This window comes from Paenisporosarcina antarctica (genome assembly GCF_004367585.1).
GTDB lineage: Bacteria > Bacillota > Bacilli > Bacillales_A > Planococcaceae > Paenisporosarcina > Paenisporosarcina antarctica.
Genome location: NZ_CP038015.1, coordinates 1,566,762 through 1,581,428, shown reverse-complemented (window position 1 = coordinate 1,581,428; position 14,667 = coordinate 1,566,762). Strand labels below are relative to the sequence as shown.

The following is a 14,667-nucleotide window of genomic DNA, read 5'->3' as shown; positions in this document are numbered from 1 at the left end:
ATCCTTTCACGATTTCTTACTATATTCCTTCTTTTTCAGAACCTTCCATAATCGTACGACATCTCCATCTTTGTCCGTATCAACAATAAATGAGCCGTTCGAATAACGATCTGTTACACGAATAGGTTTCGTATCAACAAGTTCACGTACACCTTTTGATGTCTCAATCATCACTTGGTCGTTATCTTGTACGAACAGTACGCCACTTACTCTGTGGGCATTTGATTTTAATTCGCGCAATACACCAATCCCACGTTTTCCACGAGTACCATTTTCAAATTCTTTCAACGACATTTTTTTAACGGCACCACGATGTGTTACAAGTAATAAATCACCACGTACACCTACTGATATGGTAGTTGCATTTACTACAACATCTTCTTCTTTTAAGTTAATCCCTTTAACACCACTGGTTTTAACACCAGTTACAGTGACTTCTTCCATATTAAATCTTACAGCATAAGCACTATGAGTCACGATAATGACATCGTCTGATTGTGTGACTAAATCAATATGAATGACTTCGTCACCTTTTTTCAAATTCATAGTATTTAACGCACGTGAATATCGTTGAACTTGATATTCTGCAAGCGTCGAACGCTTAATCTGACCAAATTTTGAAACGGCTAAGATAAAACGATCTTCATCGAAGTTGTCGATTGGTATAACTTTTATTATCGTTTCATTCGCATCAAGTGAAACCATACTGGATACATGTTGACCTAAGTCTTTCCAACGAATCTCAGGTAACTCATGTATGGGTTGATATATATATTTCCCTAAGCTTGTAAATAATAATATGTGATGTTGTGTATTTAGCATCGACTCAAATAACAGATAATCCGAGTCTTTCATCGCGAAGTCTTTGCCGTTTGAAGCATTATAAGAACGCGTACTTGTACGTTTTACATAGCCATCTTTCGTCACAGTAACAATAACTTCTTCACTTGGAATCATAACATCCAGCGTTATTTTAATTTCTTCGATTTCGTTCTCAATGATTGATCTTCGTGGTTCAGCAAATTGCTTACGAATGGCTTGCATCTCTTCTTGAATAACTTTAATTAAAATAGATTCGTTATTTAATATGGCTAATAACTCTTTAATTGTTTTTTGAAGTTCTGCTTCTTCATTTCTCAAGTCTGTAATATCCGTGTTTGTTAATCGATAAAGTTGAAGAGAAACAATTGCTTCTGCTTGGGGTTCAGTAAAAGCAAATTCACTTATTAAATTATTTTTCGCATCACGCTTATCTTGAGATCCACGAATGGTAATGATGACTTCATCCAAAATAGAGAGTGCTTTCATTAAACCTTCAACAATATGAATTCGATCTTTTGCTTTTTGTAAATCAAAATTAGAACGTCTTGTTACCACATCTTTTTGATGTCCAATATAGGCGTCTAATAGTATAGGGAGTGTCATCATGGTTGGTCGACGATTATGAATCGCAATCATGTTGAAATTGTATGCAATTTGCAAATCTGTGTTCTTAAATAAGAATTGCAAAATGCCTCGACCATCTATTTCTTTTTTCAATTCAATTACAATACGCAAACCTGTTCGATCAGACTCATCTCGGACATCTGCAATGCCGTCTAACCGTTTATCCAAGCGTTGATCATCAATTTTCTTAATTAAAACCGCTTTATTGACTTCAAAAGGAATTTCGGTAATCACGATTTGTTCTTTACCGCCTTTTAGCGGTTCAATTACGGCTTTTGAACGAACAACAATTTTCCCTTTACCGGTTTCATACGCTTTTTTAATGCCTTCAATACCTTGTATAGTGCCACCTGTAGGAAAATCTGGCCCTTTTATTACGGTCATAAGTTCATCTACAGTTGCTTTAGGGTTAGCCATTCTCATTAATACGGCATCTAATACTTCATGTAGCGCATGAGGTGGCATATCTGTTGCATATCCTGCTGAAATACCAGTTGCACCGTTAACTAGTAAATTGGGAAAACGAGCTGGTAAAACAGTTGGTTCTAATTCGGAGTCATCAAATGTTTGTATTAAATCTACTGTTTGTTTCTGAATATCTCGAAGCATTTCACCAGAAATGGCTGACAACCGTGCTTCTGTATAACGCATAGCTGCTGGTGGATCACCGTCTACAGAACCATTGTTACCATGCATTTCAATTAGCATGTGTCGCACTTTCCAATCTTGGCTCATTCGTACCATGGCTTCGTAAACGGAACTATCACCATGCGGATGATAGTTACCAATCACATTACCAACAGTTTTAGCTGATTTACGAAACGGCTTTTCGTTCGTGTTACCTTCATGGAACATCGCGTATAAAATACGACGTTGCACTGGTTTTAAGCCATCTCTTGCGTCTGGTAATGCACGATCTTGGATGATGTATTTACTATAACGGCCAAACCGGTCGCCGATGACTTCTTCTAATGGTAAATCTTGATAGCGTTCGGTTTGTGTCATTCTGAATCCTCCTCGGCATGGATGAGCTCATTTTCTAAAATGTTACTGTCCTCATCTAAGCCAAAATTAACATTGTTTTCTATCCATCTTCGTCTTGGTTCTACTTTGTCACCCATCAACGTAGTGATACGTCTTTCAGCACGCGCATCATCGTCAATTTCTACACGAATTAACGTTCTTGTCTCTGGATTCATCGTAGTTTCCCATAGTTGAATGGCATTCATTTCACCTAAACCTTTATAGCGTTGAATCAAGTACCCTTTACCAATTTTGCGTATAGCTACTTCAAGTTCAGCTTCGGTCCATGCGTAAATGAGGACTTCTTTCTTTCCTGCACCTTTATAAACTTTATACAGTGGTGGTAAAGCAATATATACTTTTCCAGCTTCTATTAACGGCTTCATATATCGATAAAAGAATGTTAAAAGTAACACTTGAATATGTGCTCCATCTGTATCCGCATCTGTCATAATGACAATTTTATCGTAGGCGATGTCTGGAACTGAGAAATCAGCGCCTACTCCCCCACCAATTGCATGAATAATTGTAGATATTTCTTCATTTTTCATAATATCTGCAAGTTTCGCTTTTTCCGTATTGATGACTTTCCCACGGAGAGGCAAAATTGCTTGGAAGCTACGGTCACGCCCCTGTTTGGCAGAACCACCAGCAGAATCTCCCTCTACTAAATAAAGCTCATTTTTTGCTGCATTACGAGATTGTGCTGGTGTTAACTTACCAGATAATATAGAACTTGATTTCTTAGACTTTTTACCATTACGCGCATCTTCACGTGCTCTACGGGCTGCTTCTCGCGCTTGTTGTGCTCGAATCGCTTTACGAACAAGTGATGCACTCAACTCTGCATTTTCTTCTAATACATATAATAATTTCTCAGAAACTACTGCATCAACAGTTGCTCGTGCTTCACTTGTTCCTAATTTACTCTTCGTTTGCCCCTCAAATTGAAGAATTGCTTCAGGTATACGAACTGAAATGATCGCTGCAACACCTTCTCGAATGTCTGCACCTTCTAAATTTTTATCTTTTTCTTTTAATAAACTAGTTTTTCTAGCATATTCATTAAATACACGGGTTAGAGCAGATTTCGCACCTGTTTCATGCGTACCACCATCACGCGTTCGTATATTGTTTACAAATGATAAAATCGTTTCCGAATACCCATCATTAAATTGAAAAGCAAATTCGACTTCAATTTCATCTTGTATTCCTTCTACATAGGAAACCGGATGTAAGACATCTTTTTCTTCATTCAAATAAGCTACGAATGCCTCAATGCCAGTTTCATAGAAGAAGATATCTTGTTTGCCGGTACGTAAATCATTTAACTCGATTTTTAATCCTTTTAATAAAAAGGCAGACTCACGTAAACGTTCACTGATGGTTTCATAGTTGTATTTTGTAACAGAAAAGATTGTTGAATCCGGTAAGAAATGAATAGACGTTCCTGATTCTTTTGTTGAACCAATATGTTCAAGTGTTGTTACAGGGTGTCCACCATTTTCAAATCGTTGACGAAACTTCTTGCCATCACGATGAATGGTAACTTCTAAAAATGATGATAAGGCATTCACTACTGAAGCACCTACACCGTGTAGCCCCCCACTTGTTTTGTAACCACCTTGTCCGAACTTACCGCCTGCATGAAGTATAGTGAAAATAACTTCTGGAGTTGGTTTTCCGGTCTTGTGTATACCAGTGGGCATCCCACGTCCAAAGTCTCGAACACTGATACTTTGATCTTCATGAATATTTACAATAATATGATTTCCATATCCAGCTAGCGTTTCATCCACAGAGTTGTCGACAATTTCATACACTAAGTGGTGCAATCCTCTAGCATCCGTAGAACCAATATACATCCCAGGACGTTTTCTAACCGCCTCTAGGCCTTCGAGTACTTGAATTGCATCGTCATTATATGCTGTTGATGATTGATTTTTTGCCAAATCGTTCTCCTCCAAAAAACAAACAGATGTTTTCATTGTATAGAATGAAAGTCGCCATTGCAATGAGTCTCATGCTTTAATACATGATTTTCACGTAATTTACTTAGGTTAATGAAAGTTCTTGGTAAGCGTTGAAGTTGGTTGTGACGTGATGTGACAAGTGATAAACTAGGTTGTACATATCAAGAAGTATAACGTAATTAAAAGGAGCACTCTATGAACATTGTAATTATCTTATTACTAGCTTATTTGCTAGGATCTATTCCTTCTGCTTTATGGATTGGAAAAATTTTTTACAAAACAGATATCCGAAAACATGGCAGTGGAAATTTAGGCGCAACAAATACATTTAGAACATTAGGTGTTAAAGCTGGATTAATTGTTTCCATTTTGGACATTTTAAAAGGAACGGCAGCTACTTTGTTACCGCTCATTCCTTTCTTCTCAGTTACAGACATACACCCGCTCATCTTAGGTGTAGTAGCAGTTGTAGGTCATATGTATCCGATTTTCGCTAACTTTAAGGGTGGTAAAGCTGTAGCGACTTCTGGTGGCGTTCTTTTAGCGTATCACTGGCCGATATTCATCCTTATGCTCGTGTCTTTTTTTATCGTTTTGAAACTATCGAAAATGGTATCATTTACGTCAATGGTTCTTGGTATTATTGGTTTAGTTTATACCACCCTATACAACGTTTTTTATAAAATTGATATCCCATTATTAGTGGTTATTATTTTGTTAACATCATTTGTATTATATCGCCATCGAGCAAATATTGTACGAATAAAGGCAGGAACCGAGCCAAAAGTAAAGTGGCTATAATATAATACGTGTAGACTATGAAAGGGTGTGTAAAAATGAAAATTGTCATATCAAAAGAAGCAATGACCTGGTTTAAAGAAGAAATGGAAACGAAATCTGGAGAATATATTCATTTTTATGCTCGCTACGGTGGTTCAAGTTCTTTGCATGATGCTTTTTCATTAGGTGTAACCAAAGAACAACCAATGGATCCTTCAGTTGAGTATGAAGAAGATAACATTCATTTCTATATTGAAAGTCGAGATGAATGGTATTTTGATCATCATGATTTACACGTAAACGTTGACAAAGAATTAAAAGAACTTACCTATTCATATAAGAAATAAAGATAAAATCCACTATGAGTGTTTACTCATAGTGGATTTTATTTATGTGTGAAACGTTGTAATTGGTCTAGCATGCCTTCTTTAAGCAAAATAGTTTCTTGATGATGTCCGAATAAATCAAAGTGTGGATATTCTTTTTTATAATCGATCCACTCAGGTTTTAAGCCGTATTGAGCTCCCCACTTAATCAGTCGGTCAATATCGGAACAACCTACTTTCGTAACCGTTTTACAACCTGGGAAACGTTCATCTAACCAGTAATGAGTGAGAAAAGCAATATCCCCTCTGCTGACAGCTTCTTTCCATGATAGCAGTTCTGGACGTTTTAGACCAAAAGCCATTAGCTTTTGACCTTTGCAATTTCAGTATATTTAGCATCCCATTGTGCATCCACTTTTCTAAGTGACACCGGTCGAAATGTATCTTTTTTTACCAGTACATGTTCAGACTTAGCTAGCGCAGCTATAGTTCCGTCTGCGTGAAGAATTTCATAGCCATAAGTAGTTCGAAGTTTACCATGTGATTCTACCCAAGTTCGAACGGTAGCTTTCTGGCCATATTTCATCGATGCTTTATATTGAATCGTCAAATCCGTAACAGGAGATAAGTATCCTTCTCGCTCTAAACCAGCATAGGTATATCCTAAGTCTTCAATCAAACTTGTTCGGCCAATTTCCATCCATACTAAATAGTTGGCATGATAAACAACGCCCATTTGATCTGTTTCAGCGTATCGTATTTCAATTTCTTTTTCACTCACAAACATCTTGCTCACCTCTCGTCCATTATACAAAATTGAACAAGAAAAAGCAGTTCTTGAAATTATAGCTACGAGTAGTTGCTTATTAATGAATATTATCTCTTGTGGAAGAACAACTCGGGTTAGAATTTTGGCATATATCGAGTATGTATGGAGTTCATTCATATCTTCAATTAGATGTGATAATTGAGCATAGGTTCATTTCGATCACTAGCTATACAAATAGCTTTGGAGAGAAGGTCCAATTTAACAATGAAGATTGACCATTATACAAATGTACCCTTCCTGCCATCATTTCTTACATCATTATTCCTCCGTCAACATGAAGGACGTGACCATGCACATAATCTGATTCTGATGATGCTAGAAATAAGTAGGCATTTGCAATATCTTTTGGCAAAGCTAATCGTTGCAAAGAGATGATTGACGTCATTTGTTGAATAACTTTATCAGGCATTTTTTCCACCATTGAAGTACGGGTAAATCCTGGGGCGACTGCATTAACATTAATACCTTTTCGACCCAACTCTTTTGCCCATGACTTAGTCATACCAATCACAGCAGCTTTTGAGGCAGCATAATTCGTTTGTCCTACATTTCCATATACACCACTTATGGAAGAAGTATTAATAATTTTCCCTTTTCCTTTTTCAATTAAGTGTGGCAGTACAATTTGTGTACAGTTAAAGACACCGTTTACATTGACATCTAATACAAACTGAAAATCAGCAGGGTCCATTTTAGATAACATTGCATCTCTTGTAATACCTGCATTATTGACCAAAATATCAATACCGCCATACGTTTTAACCGTTTGACCAATTAATTGTTGTACACTTTCCCGATCTGCTACATTTACGTGTATAAATGTCACGTCATATCCTTTTTCTTTTAACTGTTTAGCAGCTTCTGTCCCCGTTACTTCATCATAATCAGCAAGAATGACTTGAGCTCCCTCTTCTGCAAAACGTTCGACCGCTGCATATCCAATGCCATTTGCACTCCCGGTAATAATGGCAACTTGATTTTGTAAACGCAAAAAATGACCCCCTATATATAATTCATCAATTCGATGTGTTAGCTGTGATAAATCATCATTAAGCAGCCTACACCATAGCGTTCAAGATAAGAAATTGGTTTATCGTCATATAAATACTCGTATTTATAAACCCAATTAATTACTATTGCTCACTAAGCATAACCTATAGTCTTCCTAACTCATAAGACATTGTCTCCTTTTGTGTAACGGTATTATTATCGTATTTCTCTCAATTTGATTGTTCATTTCTACCACACGTATTATCTTCATTTTATGAAAAGCTTATCGAATCGTTCCAAAAATTCCCGAAGGAAAGGAAATTAGTGCTGAAAACTAAATATTGAGAAAATATTAACGCTAAGTTTCTAAAAATGGAGAATACTTCCTTAGCAAAAAAACTACCCCAAGTACAATCTGCCATAATTCATTAGAAAATATACATTTAATCCATGATTTTGAAGTTTGTATTGAAAAACCTTGAGTAATGCCTTGCCACCTAAGGTTTTAAGTAAAGCAATTTTTTTTTATCTATCTTTCCAACATGTGTTTTAGGTAATTCTTCTACTATAACAAATGCCTTCGGGACTTTGTAGCCACCTAAATACTGACGACAATGGTCAATTAATTGTTTTTCTGAATACGAAGCAGGTTCTGTAAGAGAAATAAATGCAGTAACAACTTCCCCCCATTTCTCATCAGGAAGTCCAATAACTGCTGCCTCTCTAATCATTCTATGTTGGATTAAGCAATGCTCGATTTCTTGAGGATACACATTTTCTCCACCCGTCACAATCATATCTTTCTTTCTTCCAACAATATAATAGTCGCCTTCAGCATCCATTTTTGCTAAATCTCCCGTTTTTAACCACTCGTCATTCATGACATCGGCTGTTTCCTTTTCATTTCGCCAATAACCTGTAAATACATGTTTACCGCGAATCCAGAGTTCACCAACCTCATTAATAGCAGTCGGTTTATTCATTACTGAAACAATTAACGTATCTACAAATTGCATATTCTTACCTACTGAACCTTTCTTAAACTTTACAGCATCTACATCAATCACAAAATTATTAGGACCCGCTTCCGTAAGACCATAGCCTTCTTTAAAGGGTAATCCTTTTTTTTCAAATTGTTCATATATAGTAAAAGGACATGGAGCACCACCAGATAAAAAAACTTTTACGTTTGGAAAATCACTATTTTTGAATGTCTCTGTTTGCGTCATCACTTGATACATTGTCGGTACAAACAATGAAATAGTGGCTTTACGTTTAATTATTTCCTCTATCGCTTGCTTCCCATCGAATCGGTCACCAATGACTACTGTGCCACCCGCCATTAATATAGGGATTGAAAGTGCGTTTAGACCTCCGGTATGAAATAAAGGCATATATGTAACCGTGCAATCTCTATCAGAAAGCCCCCAGCTTACAATGGTATTCATTGCATTCCAATTTACGTTGTTATAAGAAAGTTGTACACCTTTAGATTTACCTGTCGTGCCTCCTGTGTAGATTATCATCCATGGTTCATCAGCAGAAATAGATGTCACTTGAATTGACTCATTAATAAATGATTTCCCTTCTAGTCGCACTTCACGGTTTAGCATCTTTTTAACAGGCAATGAGTATATAAGCTCTTCATAAGAATAATCAGTAATTAGAATGGCTGGTTCACAATTAGTAAGAATCTCTGTCAGTTCGATTAGACTTAAACGGAAATTTAAGGGTACGTATATATAACCTTTCAATCCACATGCGAATAAAATGGCGAGTAACTCTGGGTGATTGTTAGCAAGAATTGCAACTCGGTCACCTTGTTTCAACTGTTCAAGCGATAACCGATGGACCCATTCTTTAATTAAATTTGTAAATTGAGCATACGTCCATTGCTGACCACTATTGATATCTATACACGCTAGGTGAGAAGGGACCATTTTTGCACGTTTTAAAAACCAGGTTTGATCGTTATACATTGGTTCCCCTCCTTCCTGTTTCACATCATTTAACCATAATCTACCACTTAATCTACTACCCTAAAAACGTTTCAATTTGTTGTGTTAGTTGTAACAAATCGTCAATAAGTGGGGAATGACCTGAATTTATTAACGGAATATATGTCGCAACATTTCTAAGGTCCTCAACTATTTCGAGCGTCATTTGTTGAGAAATCACAAAATCCCGATCTCCTCTTAAAACTAATACCGGTATTAATATATTTTTAGCTTTGTTTGACCCTTCAATTAATCCATTATGAATGCCGCTTATATTAAACCTATTCAACGAATAATAAACATCCGCCAAATTCCGTTGTGTTAACATATCCGTTACATATTCTTCATATTTTGTTTCATCTGGTTGTTTATGTGTATAAATTAACGCATTCCAAACCGATTTTAATCCCTCACGATTGTTTGTATCATATAACCATTGAATGGCTTTTGTTTTTGCATCATTTTCAACTTCTTCAATTGTTTGTAGACGTCTTTGCATGTCGGGCGTTCCATTTGCGTTCGTTCCATAGAATGGATACCCTCGAGTGGATGCTGATGCCAGAAGGACAAGCTTTTTGCACATACCAGGATATTCAACAACAAATTGCATGCAAACTGCACCACCAGTTGACCAGCCTACTAAATGAAATGCATCAAGTCCTAAAGCATCGACAAAACCTTTTAAGTCATGAGCAAAGTCTTCAATTCCTTGAACACGAGTATGATAACTCGATTCCCCAAAACCTCTTAAGTCGAGTGCATACAATTTGTATTTCGAATCTAATTCATCAATCAAGATATCCCAGTGCTTGGAAGATGTCATATTTCCATGAACGAGCACAATCACTTGTTCTCCACCATCCCGTTCACGATAAGAAATAGTTTCCCCGTTACTTAGTAACACTTTTTGCAACGTCATGTGAATTCCTCCCTATTTTTATCCCCAATTTATTGTTGTAGCTCCCCAGGCATAACCGATACCCGCGCTAACTAATACAACGATGTCTCCTTTTTGAAGTTTTCCATTTTGCTCTGCTAGATGTAAAGAAATGATTTGATCTAGTTGGCCAATATGTCCATATTCATGTAAATATATTGACTGATCTTCCAATAATCCAAGTTCATGTAATACGAAGTCATGTGCTGATTTTTTCATGTGAAGTATAGCTAGGTATGAAATATCTGGTTCTGAAAACCCACTCTTTACCAACGAATGTCTAATAACTTGTAGAAAATTTTGCATAGATTTTAGTTCCAATCGCTTTTTCATACCATTAGGATCTAAAACATCAAGTTTATATGCACCTGAAGCTAATAACTCTCCTGTTAATGGGGTTTTTGTGCCCCCTACCGGAACAACAACATCTTCAGAAAACGATCCATCTGTCATAATGTCTGATTCAAGAACTATATTCTCACCATGATTTTTTTTCAAAACTATTGCAGCTCCACCAGCACCAAGATTAAACATGAACCGTGTTCGTTCATTTGAATAATCAATAAAATCTCCGTTTCGATAACCACCTGTTAAAAGTACTGTCTCTATTGAATCATCAGATAACATTAAGCTTTTTGCTAACTTCAAAGCTAAAATTGTTGTACTACATCTAAGTGAAACATCAAAACCCCATGCGTGAAAAGCACCAATTTCTTCTTGAATTTTAATTGCTGCAGTCCATAAAGGGTATTCTTTATGCTCTTCACCAATATAAATGATACAATCGATTGATTTCGGGTCAATTCGACCTCTTACAAGTGCATTTTGAGCTGCCCATATAGCCATTTGAACAGTATGATCATTAGGTCCAGGAATGGTTTTTTTTGTGATCCCCATTTTGTTCTTGACAACATGTAATGGTATTCCAGAAGAAGATGAAATTTCTTCCGCCGACATGAATTGTGAAGGGATATATACACCAGTACTAGCGATTCCAATATGCATTATAAATCCTCCGAGTTAGATCGACCTTCTACTACATGTGGTTTTTTTCTTTTATAATAAGCTTGTCGTATCGTTCCGACAATACCTGCCGGAAAGAAAATTACCACTAAAATATAGAGAATTCCAAAGAAAATAATCCAACGTTCAAAAATAGGATATTCTTTTGCAAGTCCTGACAAATAGTGTTGCGATAACTCTATTACCCCAGCGCCTATTATAGGTCCAATAAGTGTTCCAACACCGCCAATGATTGTCATTAATAAGGCATCTAATGTAATATCCATCGTCAAGACGCTGGTATTTACAAATCGTAAACTTATTGCATAGAGTGCTCCTGCTAAACTCGCCACAACACCAGCCACAACTGATGCAATCACTTTGTAATGTAGCACTTTGAAACCTAATGATTTTGTTCGTTGCTCATTTTCACGGACTGCTACTAATATGTGACCAAGTGGGGATTGAACAAATCGTCTAAGTAAAATATAGGTCACAACTAAACACACTAGTACGACTAGATAGAACACCGCACGATCTTTAAAAACTTCTGGTGCCCGGAACGTAAAACCGTCATTCCCTGAAGTTAAACTACGCCATTTTTCAGTAAGAACTAAAAATAATCCTGATAGAGCAAGTGTTAACATAGCGTAAAAATGACTCTTTAAGCGTAAAGTCAATAAACCCACAATAAAGCTAATAATGCCTGCAATGATCATGCCTGTGACAATTGATAAAATAAAAACACCTATCGTTGGCTCTACGCGATCTAGCATTACTCCTGTGGTATACGCACCAATTCCGAAAAACATCGCGTGACCAAATGACACAATACCTGTATATCCTAGTAAAATGTCATAACTCATTGCTAGAATCGAAAAAATGAAAATTTGTGTTAAAAGTATTGTCCAAGTCCTTGAGTCTGTAACAAAAGGGAAGATGAACAACACAATGACAATAATGGTTAGGAAAATATTGTTCCATTGATATTTTGTAGTCATCTCTTCACCCCTTTACTCTAAATAATCCTTGCGGTCGGAAAATTAATACAATCGCCATAATCAACATGTTTACTGCTAACGATAGGGAAGGAACGTAGTAAGCCATATAGCTTCCTGTTAAACCCACTAAAATTGCTGCTAGCAAGGATCCTGGAAAACTTCCCATCCCTCCTATTACGACGACAATGAATCCTAATATGGCAAATTCCATTCCCATTTCTGCGTATATTACACCTGAGTATGGTGCCATTAAAGCACCACCGAGAGAAGCCAATACTGCTCCAGCAATAAATACATATAGAAATACATTATTTATATTAATACCGAGTGTTTGAACCATTTCCTTATTCATTACACCTGCACGAACGATTAAACCAACTTTCGTTTTCTTTAAAATATATTGAACAATACCGAACACAAGGAAACCTACAACGATAATGAACACACGGTATTTAATAATAATTACGTCCCCGATTTCCCAGCTACCTGCAAAGTAAGCTGGGGTTTTGGCAGCAATTTGATTTGGACCAAAAACGACTTTTAACATTTCTGTTAACACGAGCATAAAACCTAATGTGATTAATATTTGTTGGACGTGATTGCCATATACGGGTTTGATAATTAGCTTTTCTGTAATAAATCCCAGGATGATACCCGTTAGAATAGCGCCAAGAATAGCAAGTACAAAGCTTTCCGTAAGTGAATAAAACCAAACTGAAGAAAATGCGCCCCATGCAAATAATCCACCATGTGCAAAGTTAAGTACGTCCATCAATCCAAAAATCAACGTTAACCCGGCAGCTAAAAGGAAGATTAACATACCGGTGGCTAGCCCATTTATGGTCAAATTCATGAGTAGTTCCATTACTGTACCTCCTTATCCTATCCCTAAATATTTACGCTTTATTTGTTCATCTTGTATTAAGTCTTGCATCAATCCCGATTGGACGGTTTCACCATCATCTAAGAGTGTATATGTATCACCAATTCGGCTTGCCATCATAAAATTTTGTTCGACCAATACGATGGTTGTATGTTTTTTCATGTCAATAATGGCTTCCATCACTTTTTCTATTACAATAGGTGCAAGCCCTTTTGAAGGTTCATCTATTAAAAGAAGTTGATTGTTTCCTACAAAGGCGCGTGCCATAGCTAACATTTGTTTTTGTCCGCCTGATAATAGACCACCATCTTTTTTCCAAAATATTTTTAAATCTGGAAATAAATCTAATACATAGTCCTGCTTCCCTATAGTTTTTTCATCTTCAGTACGCATAGCCACTTTCATATTTTCTTCAACTGTCAATGTGGCAAAAATGCCTTGATCTTCTGGAACATAGCCAATTCCATTGTTTGCTATCACGTGAGTTTGTTTTTTTGTAATCTCTTGTCCCTTAAAGGCAACACGTCCTTTGGTAGCGGGTGTTAAACCTAATATTGTTTTAAGTGTGGTTGTTTTCCCTGCACCATTACGACCAAGTAATACACTGACCTCTCCTTCATTTGCTTGAAAGTTTACCCCCTGCAAAATATGATATTGTCCAATATAGGTGTGAACGTCCTCAACTTTTAGCAATGTGCTCATCGTATAATCCTCCTAAATAAGCATTTTGAACCATTTCATTTTGCATAATTTCTATCGGGGTTCCGTCTGCTAAAACCTTGCCATTAAACAGCACCATAATGGAATCCGATAAATCTAAAATCATATCCATTTTGTGTTCAATCAATAGAATTGTTTTATTTCCTTGTTCCTTTATCCGTCTAATGACTTCCAATATTGCGGGAACTTCTTCGAGTGACATCCCTGCTGTCGGTTCATCTAACAATAAAACTTCCGTGTCTAAAGCTAGTAACATCGCAATCTCAAGTTTGCGTTTTTCCCCATGAGATAATTGACTTGCAATTACATGTTTTTTTGAATAGAGTCGAACAAGTCCTAGCAACTCTTCAGCCTTTTGACTAAGAGATGTGTACTTTGAAATATGACGTATCATTTGGTAGCGAATTTTTTCTTTGGACTGTACAGCTATACGCACATTTTCTAACACGCTTAAATTAGGGAACACATTCGTAATTTGAAATGAACGACCCAACCCTTTTCGCGTGCGGTCAACAGAAGAAAAACGGATCATATCTTCATCTTTAAAATAAACTTTACCTTCAGTTGGTTTTAATTCTCCACTAATTAAATTAAAGAAAGTGGTCTTTCCAGCTCCATTTGGTCCAATAATTGATTTGAATTGATTTTCTGGCATTTCGAAATTTATGTGATCTACAGCTATATGTCCACCAAAACGAATGGTTAAGTTTTCAGTTTTTAATATCGTTGTCATGGGTTTCATCCTTTCTTCTGTCTCTCT

Annotated in this window: 14 protein-coding genes; 2 read left to right on the top strand and 12 right to left on the bottom strand. The window is 36.6% G+C overall.

Annotation, left to right across the window (positions count from 1 at the left end; genetic code table 11):
* Positions 1-6: 6 nt before the first annotated feature.
* Positions 7-2,451: a DNA topoisomerase IV subunit A gene (gene parC / locus E2636_RS07950; protein WP_134209717.1), complete on the bottom strand. Its 2,445-nt coding sequence runs from the start codon at positions 2,449-2,451 to the stop codon at positions 7-9.
* On the bottom strand, positions 2,448-4,421 hold the full coding sequence (gene parE / locus E2636_RS07945; RefSeq protein ID WP_134209716.1) for a DNA topoisomerase IV subunit B: 1,974 nt from the start codon (positions 4,419-4,421) through the stop codon (positions 2,448-2,450). The genes parC and parE overlap by 4 nt, the downstream gene beginning before the upstream one ends.
* 216 nt (positions 4,422-4,637) lie before the next feature.
* Between parE and plsY the strand changes: the two genes are divergently transcribed.
* A complete protein-coding gene (plsY, locus tag E2636_RS07940; protein ID WP_134209715.1) occupies positions 4,638-5,243 on the top strand; it encodes a glycerol-3-phosphate 1-O-acyltransferase PlsY in 606 nt (201 codons plus the stop codon).
* Positions 5,244-5,278: 35 nt separating this feature from the next.
* Positions 5,279-5,569, top strand: coding sequence for a HesB/YadR/YfhF family protein (locus E2636_RS07935; RefSeq protein ID WP_017381431.1), 291 nt, complete (start codon positions 5,279-5,281; stop codon positions 5,567-5,569).
* A 38-nt stretch (positions 5,570-5,607) separates the two neighbouring features.
* Here the strand turns inward: E2636_RS07935 and E2636_RS07930 are convergent, their stop codons facing one another.
* From E2636_RS07930 to E2636_RS07885, 10 genes are all read right to left on the bottom strand, one after another.
* The gene (locus E2636_RS07930; RefSeq protein WP_134209714.1) at positions 5,608-5,910 is read right to left on the bottom strand and encodes a hypothetical protein; all 303 of its coding nucleotides are present in this window, start codon (positions 5,908-5,910) and stop codon (positions 5,608-5,610) included.
* Entirely contained in the window at positions 5,910-6,335 is a 426-nt protein-coding gene (locus E2636_RS07925; protein ID WP_134209713.1) for an acyl-CoA thioesterase, read from the bottom strand. Before E2636_RS07925 ends, E2636_RS07930 begins: the two co-directional genes overlap by 1 nt.
* A 292-nt stretch (positions 6,336-6,627) precedes the next feature.
* Positions 6,628-7,368, bottom strand: a complete 741-nt coding sequence (gene fabG, locus E2636_RS07920) for a 3-oxoacyl-ACP reductase FabG (protein WP_134209712.1) — start codon at positions 7,366-7,368, stop codon at positions 6,628-6,630.
* Between the two features lie 496 nt (positions 7,369-7,864).
* Positions 7,865-9,346, bottom strand: a complete 1,482-nt coding sequence (locus E2636_RS07915; RefSeq protein WP_134209711.1) for a class I adenylate-forming enzyme family protein — start codon at positions 9,344-9,346, stop codon at positions 7,865-7,867.
* Between the two features lie 55 nt (positions 9,347-9,401).
* Positions 9,402-10,283 (bottom strand): intracellular short-chain-length polyhydroxyalkanoate depolymerase, encoded by an 882-nt coding sequence (gene phaZ / locus E2636_RS07910; protein WP_134209710.1) that lies wholly within the window; start codon positions 10,281-10,283, stop codon positions 9,402-9,404.
* A gap of 18 nt (positions 10,284-10,301) precedes the next feature.
* Positions 10,302-11,306 (bottom strand): 3-oxoacyl-ACP synthase, encoded by a 1,005-nt coding sequence (locus E2636_RS07905; RefSeq protein WP_134209709.1) that lies wholly within the window; start codon positions 11,304-11,306, stop codon positions 10,302-10,304.
* The gene (locus E2636_RS07900) at positions 11,306-12,304 is read right to left on the bottom strand and encodes a branched-chain amino acid ABC transporter permease (protein WP_134209708.1); all 999 of its coding nucleotides are present in this window, start codon (positions 12,302-12,304) and stop codon (positions 11,306-11,308) included. Before E2636_RS07900 ends, E2636_RS07905 begins: the two co-directional genes overlap by 1 nt.
* Before the next feature lie 4 nt (positions 12,305-12,308).
* Positions 12,309-13,169, bottom strand: a complete 861-nt coding sequence (locus tag E2636_RS07895; RefSeq protein ID WP_134209707.1) for a branched-chain amino acid ABC transporter permease — start codon at positions 13,167-13,169, stop codon at positions 12,309-12,311.
* Positions 13,170-13,181: 12 nt separating this feature from the next.
* Entirely contained in the window at positions 13,182-13,889 is a 708-nt protein-coding gene (locus E2636_RS07890; RefSeq protein WP_134209706.1) for an ABC transporter ATP-binding protein, read from the bottom strand.
* The gene (locus tag E2636_RS07885; protein ID WP_134209705.1) at positions 13,867-14,640 is read right to left on the bottom strand and encodes an ABC transporter ATP-binding protein; all 774 of its coding nucleotides are present in this window, start codon (positions 14,638-14,640) and stop codon (positions 13,867-13,869) included. Before E2636_RS07885 ends, E2636_RS07890 begins: the two co-directional genes overlap by 23 nt.
* Positions 14,641-14,667: the final 27 nt, after the last annotated feature.

Bases quoted from the DNA above. Each gene is read 5' to 3' on its own strand.
- phaZ (WP_134209710.1), bottom strand. From the start codon at position 10,283: ATGACGTTGCAAAAAGTGTTACTAAGTAACGGGGAAACTATTTCTTAT.
- E2636_RS07905 (WP_134209709.1), bottom strand. From the start codon at position 11,306: ATGCATATTGGAATCGCTAGTACTGGTGTATATATCCCTTCACAATTC.
- E2636_RS07930 (WP_134209714.1), bottom strand. From the start codon at position 5,910: ATGGCTTTTGGTCTAAAACGTCCAGAACTGCTATCATGGAAAGAAGCT.
- plsY (WP_134209715.1), top strand. From the start codon at position 4,638: ATGAACATTGTAATTATCTTATTACTAGCTTATTTGCTAGGATCTATT.
- E2636_RS07900 (WP_134209708.1), bottom strand. From the start codon at position 12,304: ATGACTACAAAATATCAATGGAACAATATTTTCCTAACCATTATTGTC.
- E2636_RS07925 (WP_134209713.1), bottom strand. From the start codon at position 6,335: ATGTTTGTGAGTGAAAAAGAAATTGAAATACGATACGCTGAAACAGAT.
- E2636_RS07935 (WP_017381431.1), top strand. From the start codon at position 5,279: ATGAAAATTGTCATATCAAAAGAAGCAATGACCTGGTTTAAAGAAGAA.
- E2636_RS07885 (WP_134209705.1), bottom strand. From the start codon at position 14,640: ATGACAACGATATTAAAAACTGAAAACTTAACCATTCGTTTTGGTGGA.
- E2636_RS07915 (WP_134209711.1), bottom strand. From the start codon at position 9,346: ATGTATAACGATCAAACCTGGTTTTTAAAACGTGCAAAAATGGTCCCT.
- parC (WP_134209717.1), bottom strand. From the start codon at position 2,451: ATGACACAAACCGAACGCTATCAAGATTTACCATTAGAAGAAGTCATC.
- E2636_RS07895 (WP_134209707.1), bottom strand. From the start codon at position 13,169: ATGGAACTACTCATGAATTTGACCATAAATGGGCTAGCCACCGGTATG.
- E2636_RS07890 (WP_134209706.1), bottom strand. From the start codon at position 13,889: ATGAGCACATTGCTAAAAGTTGAGGACGTTCACACCTATATTGGACAA.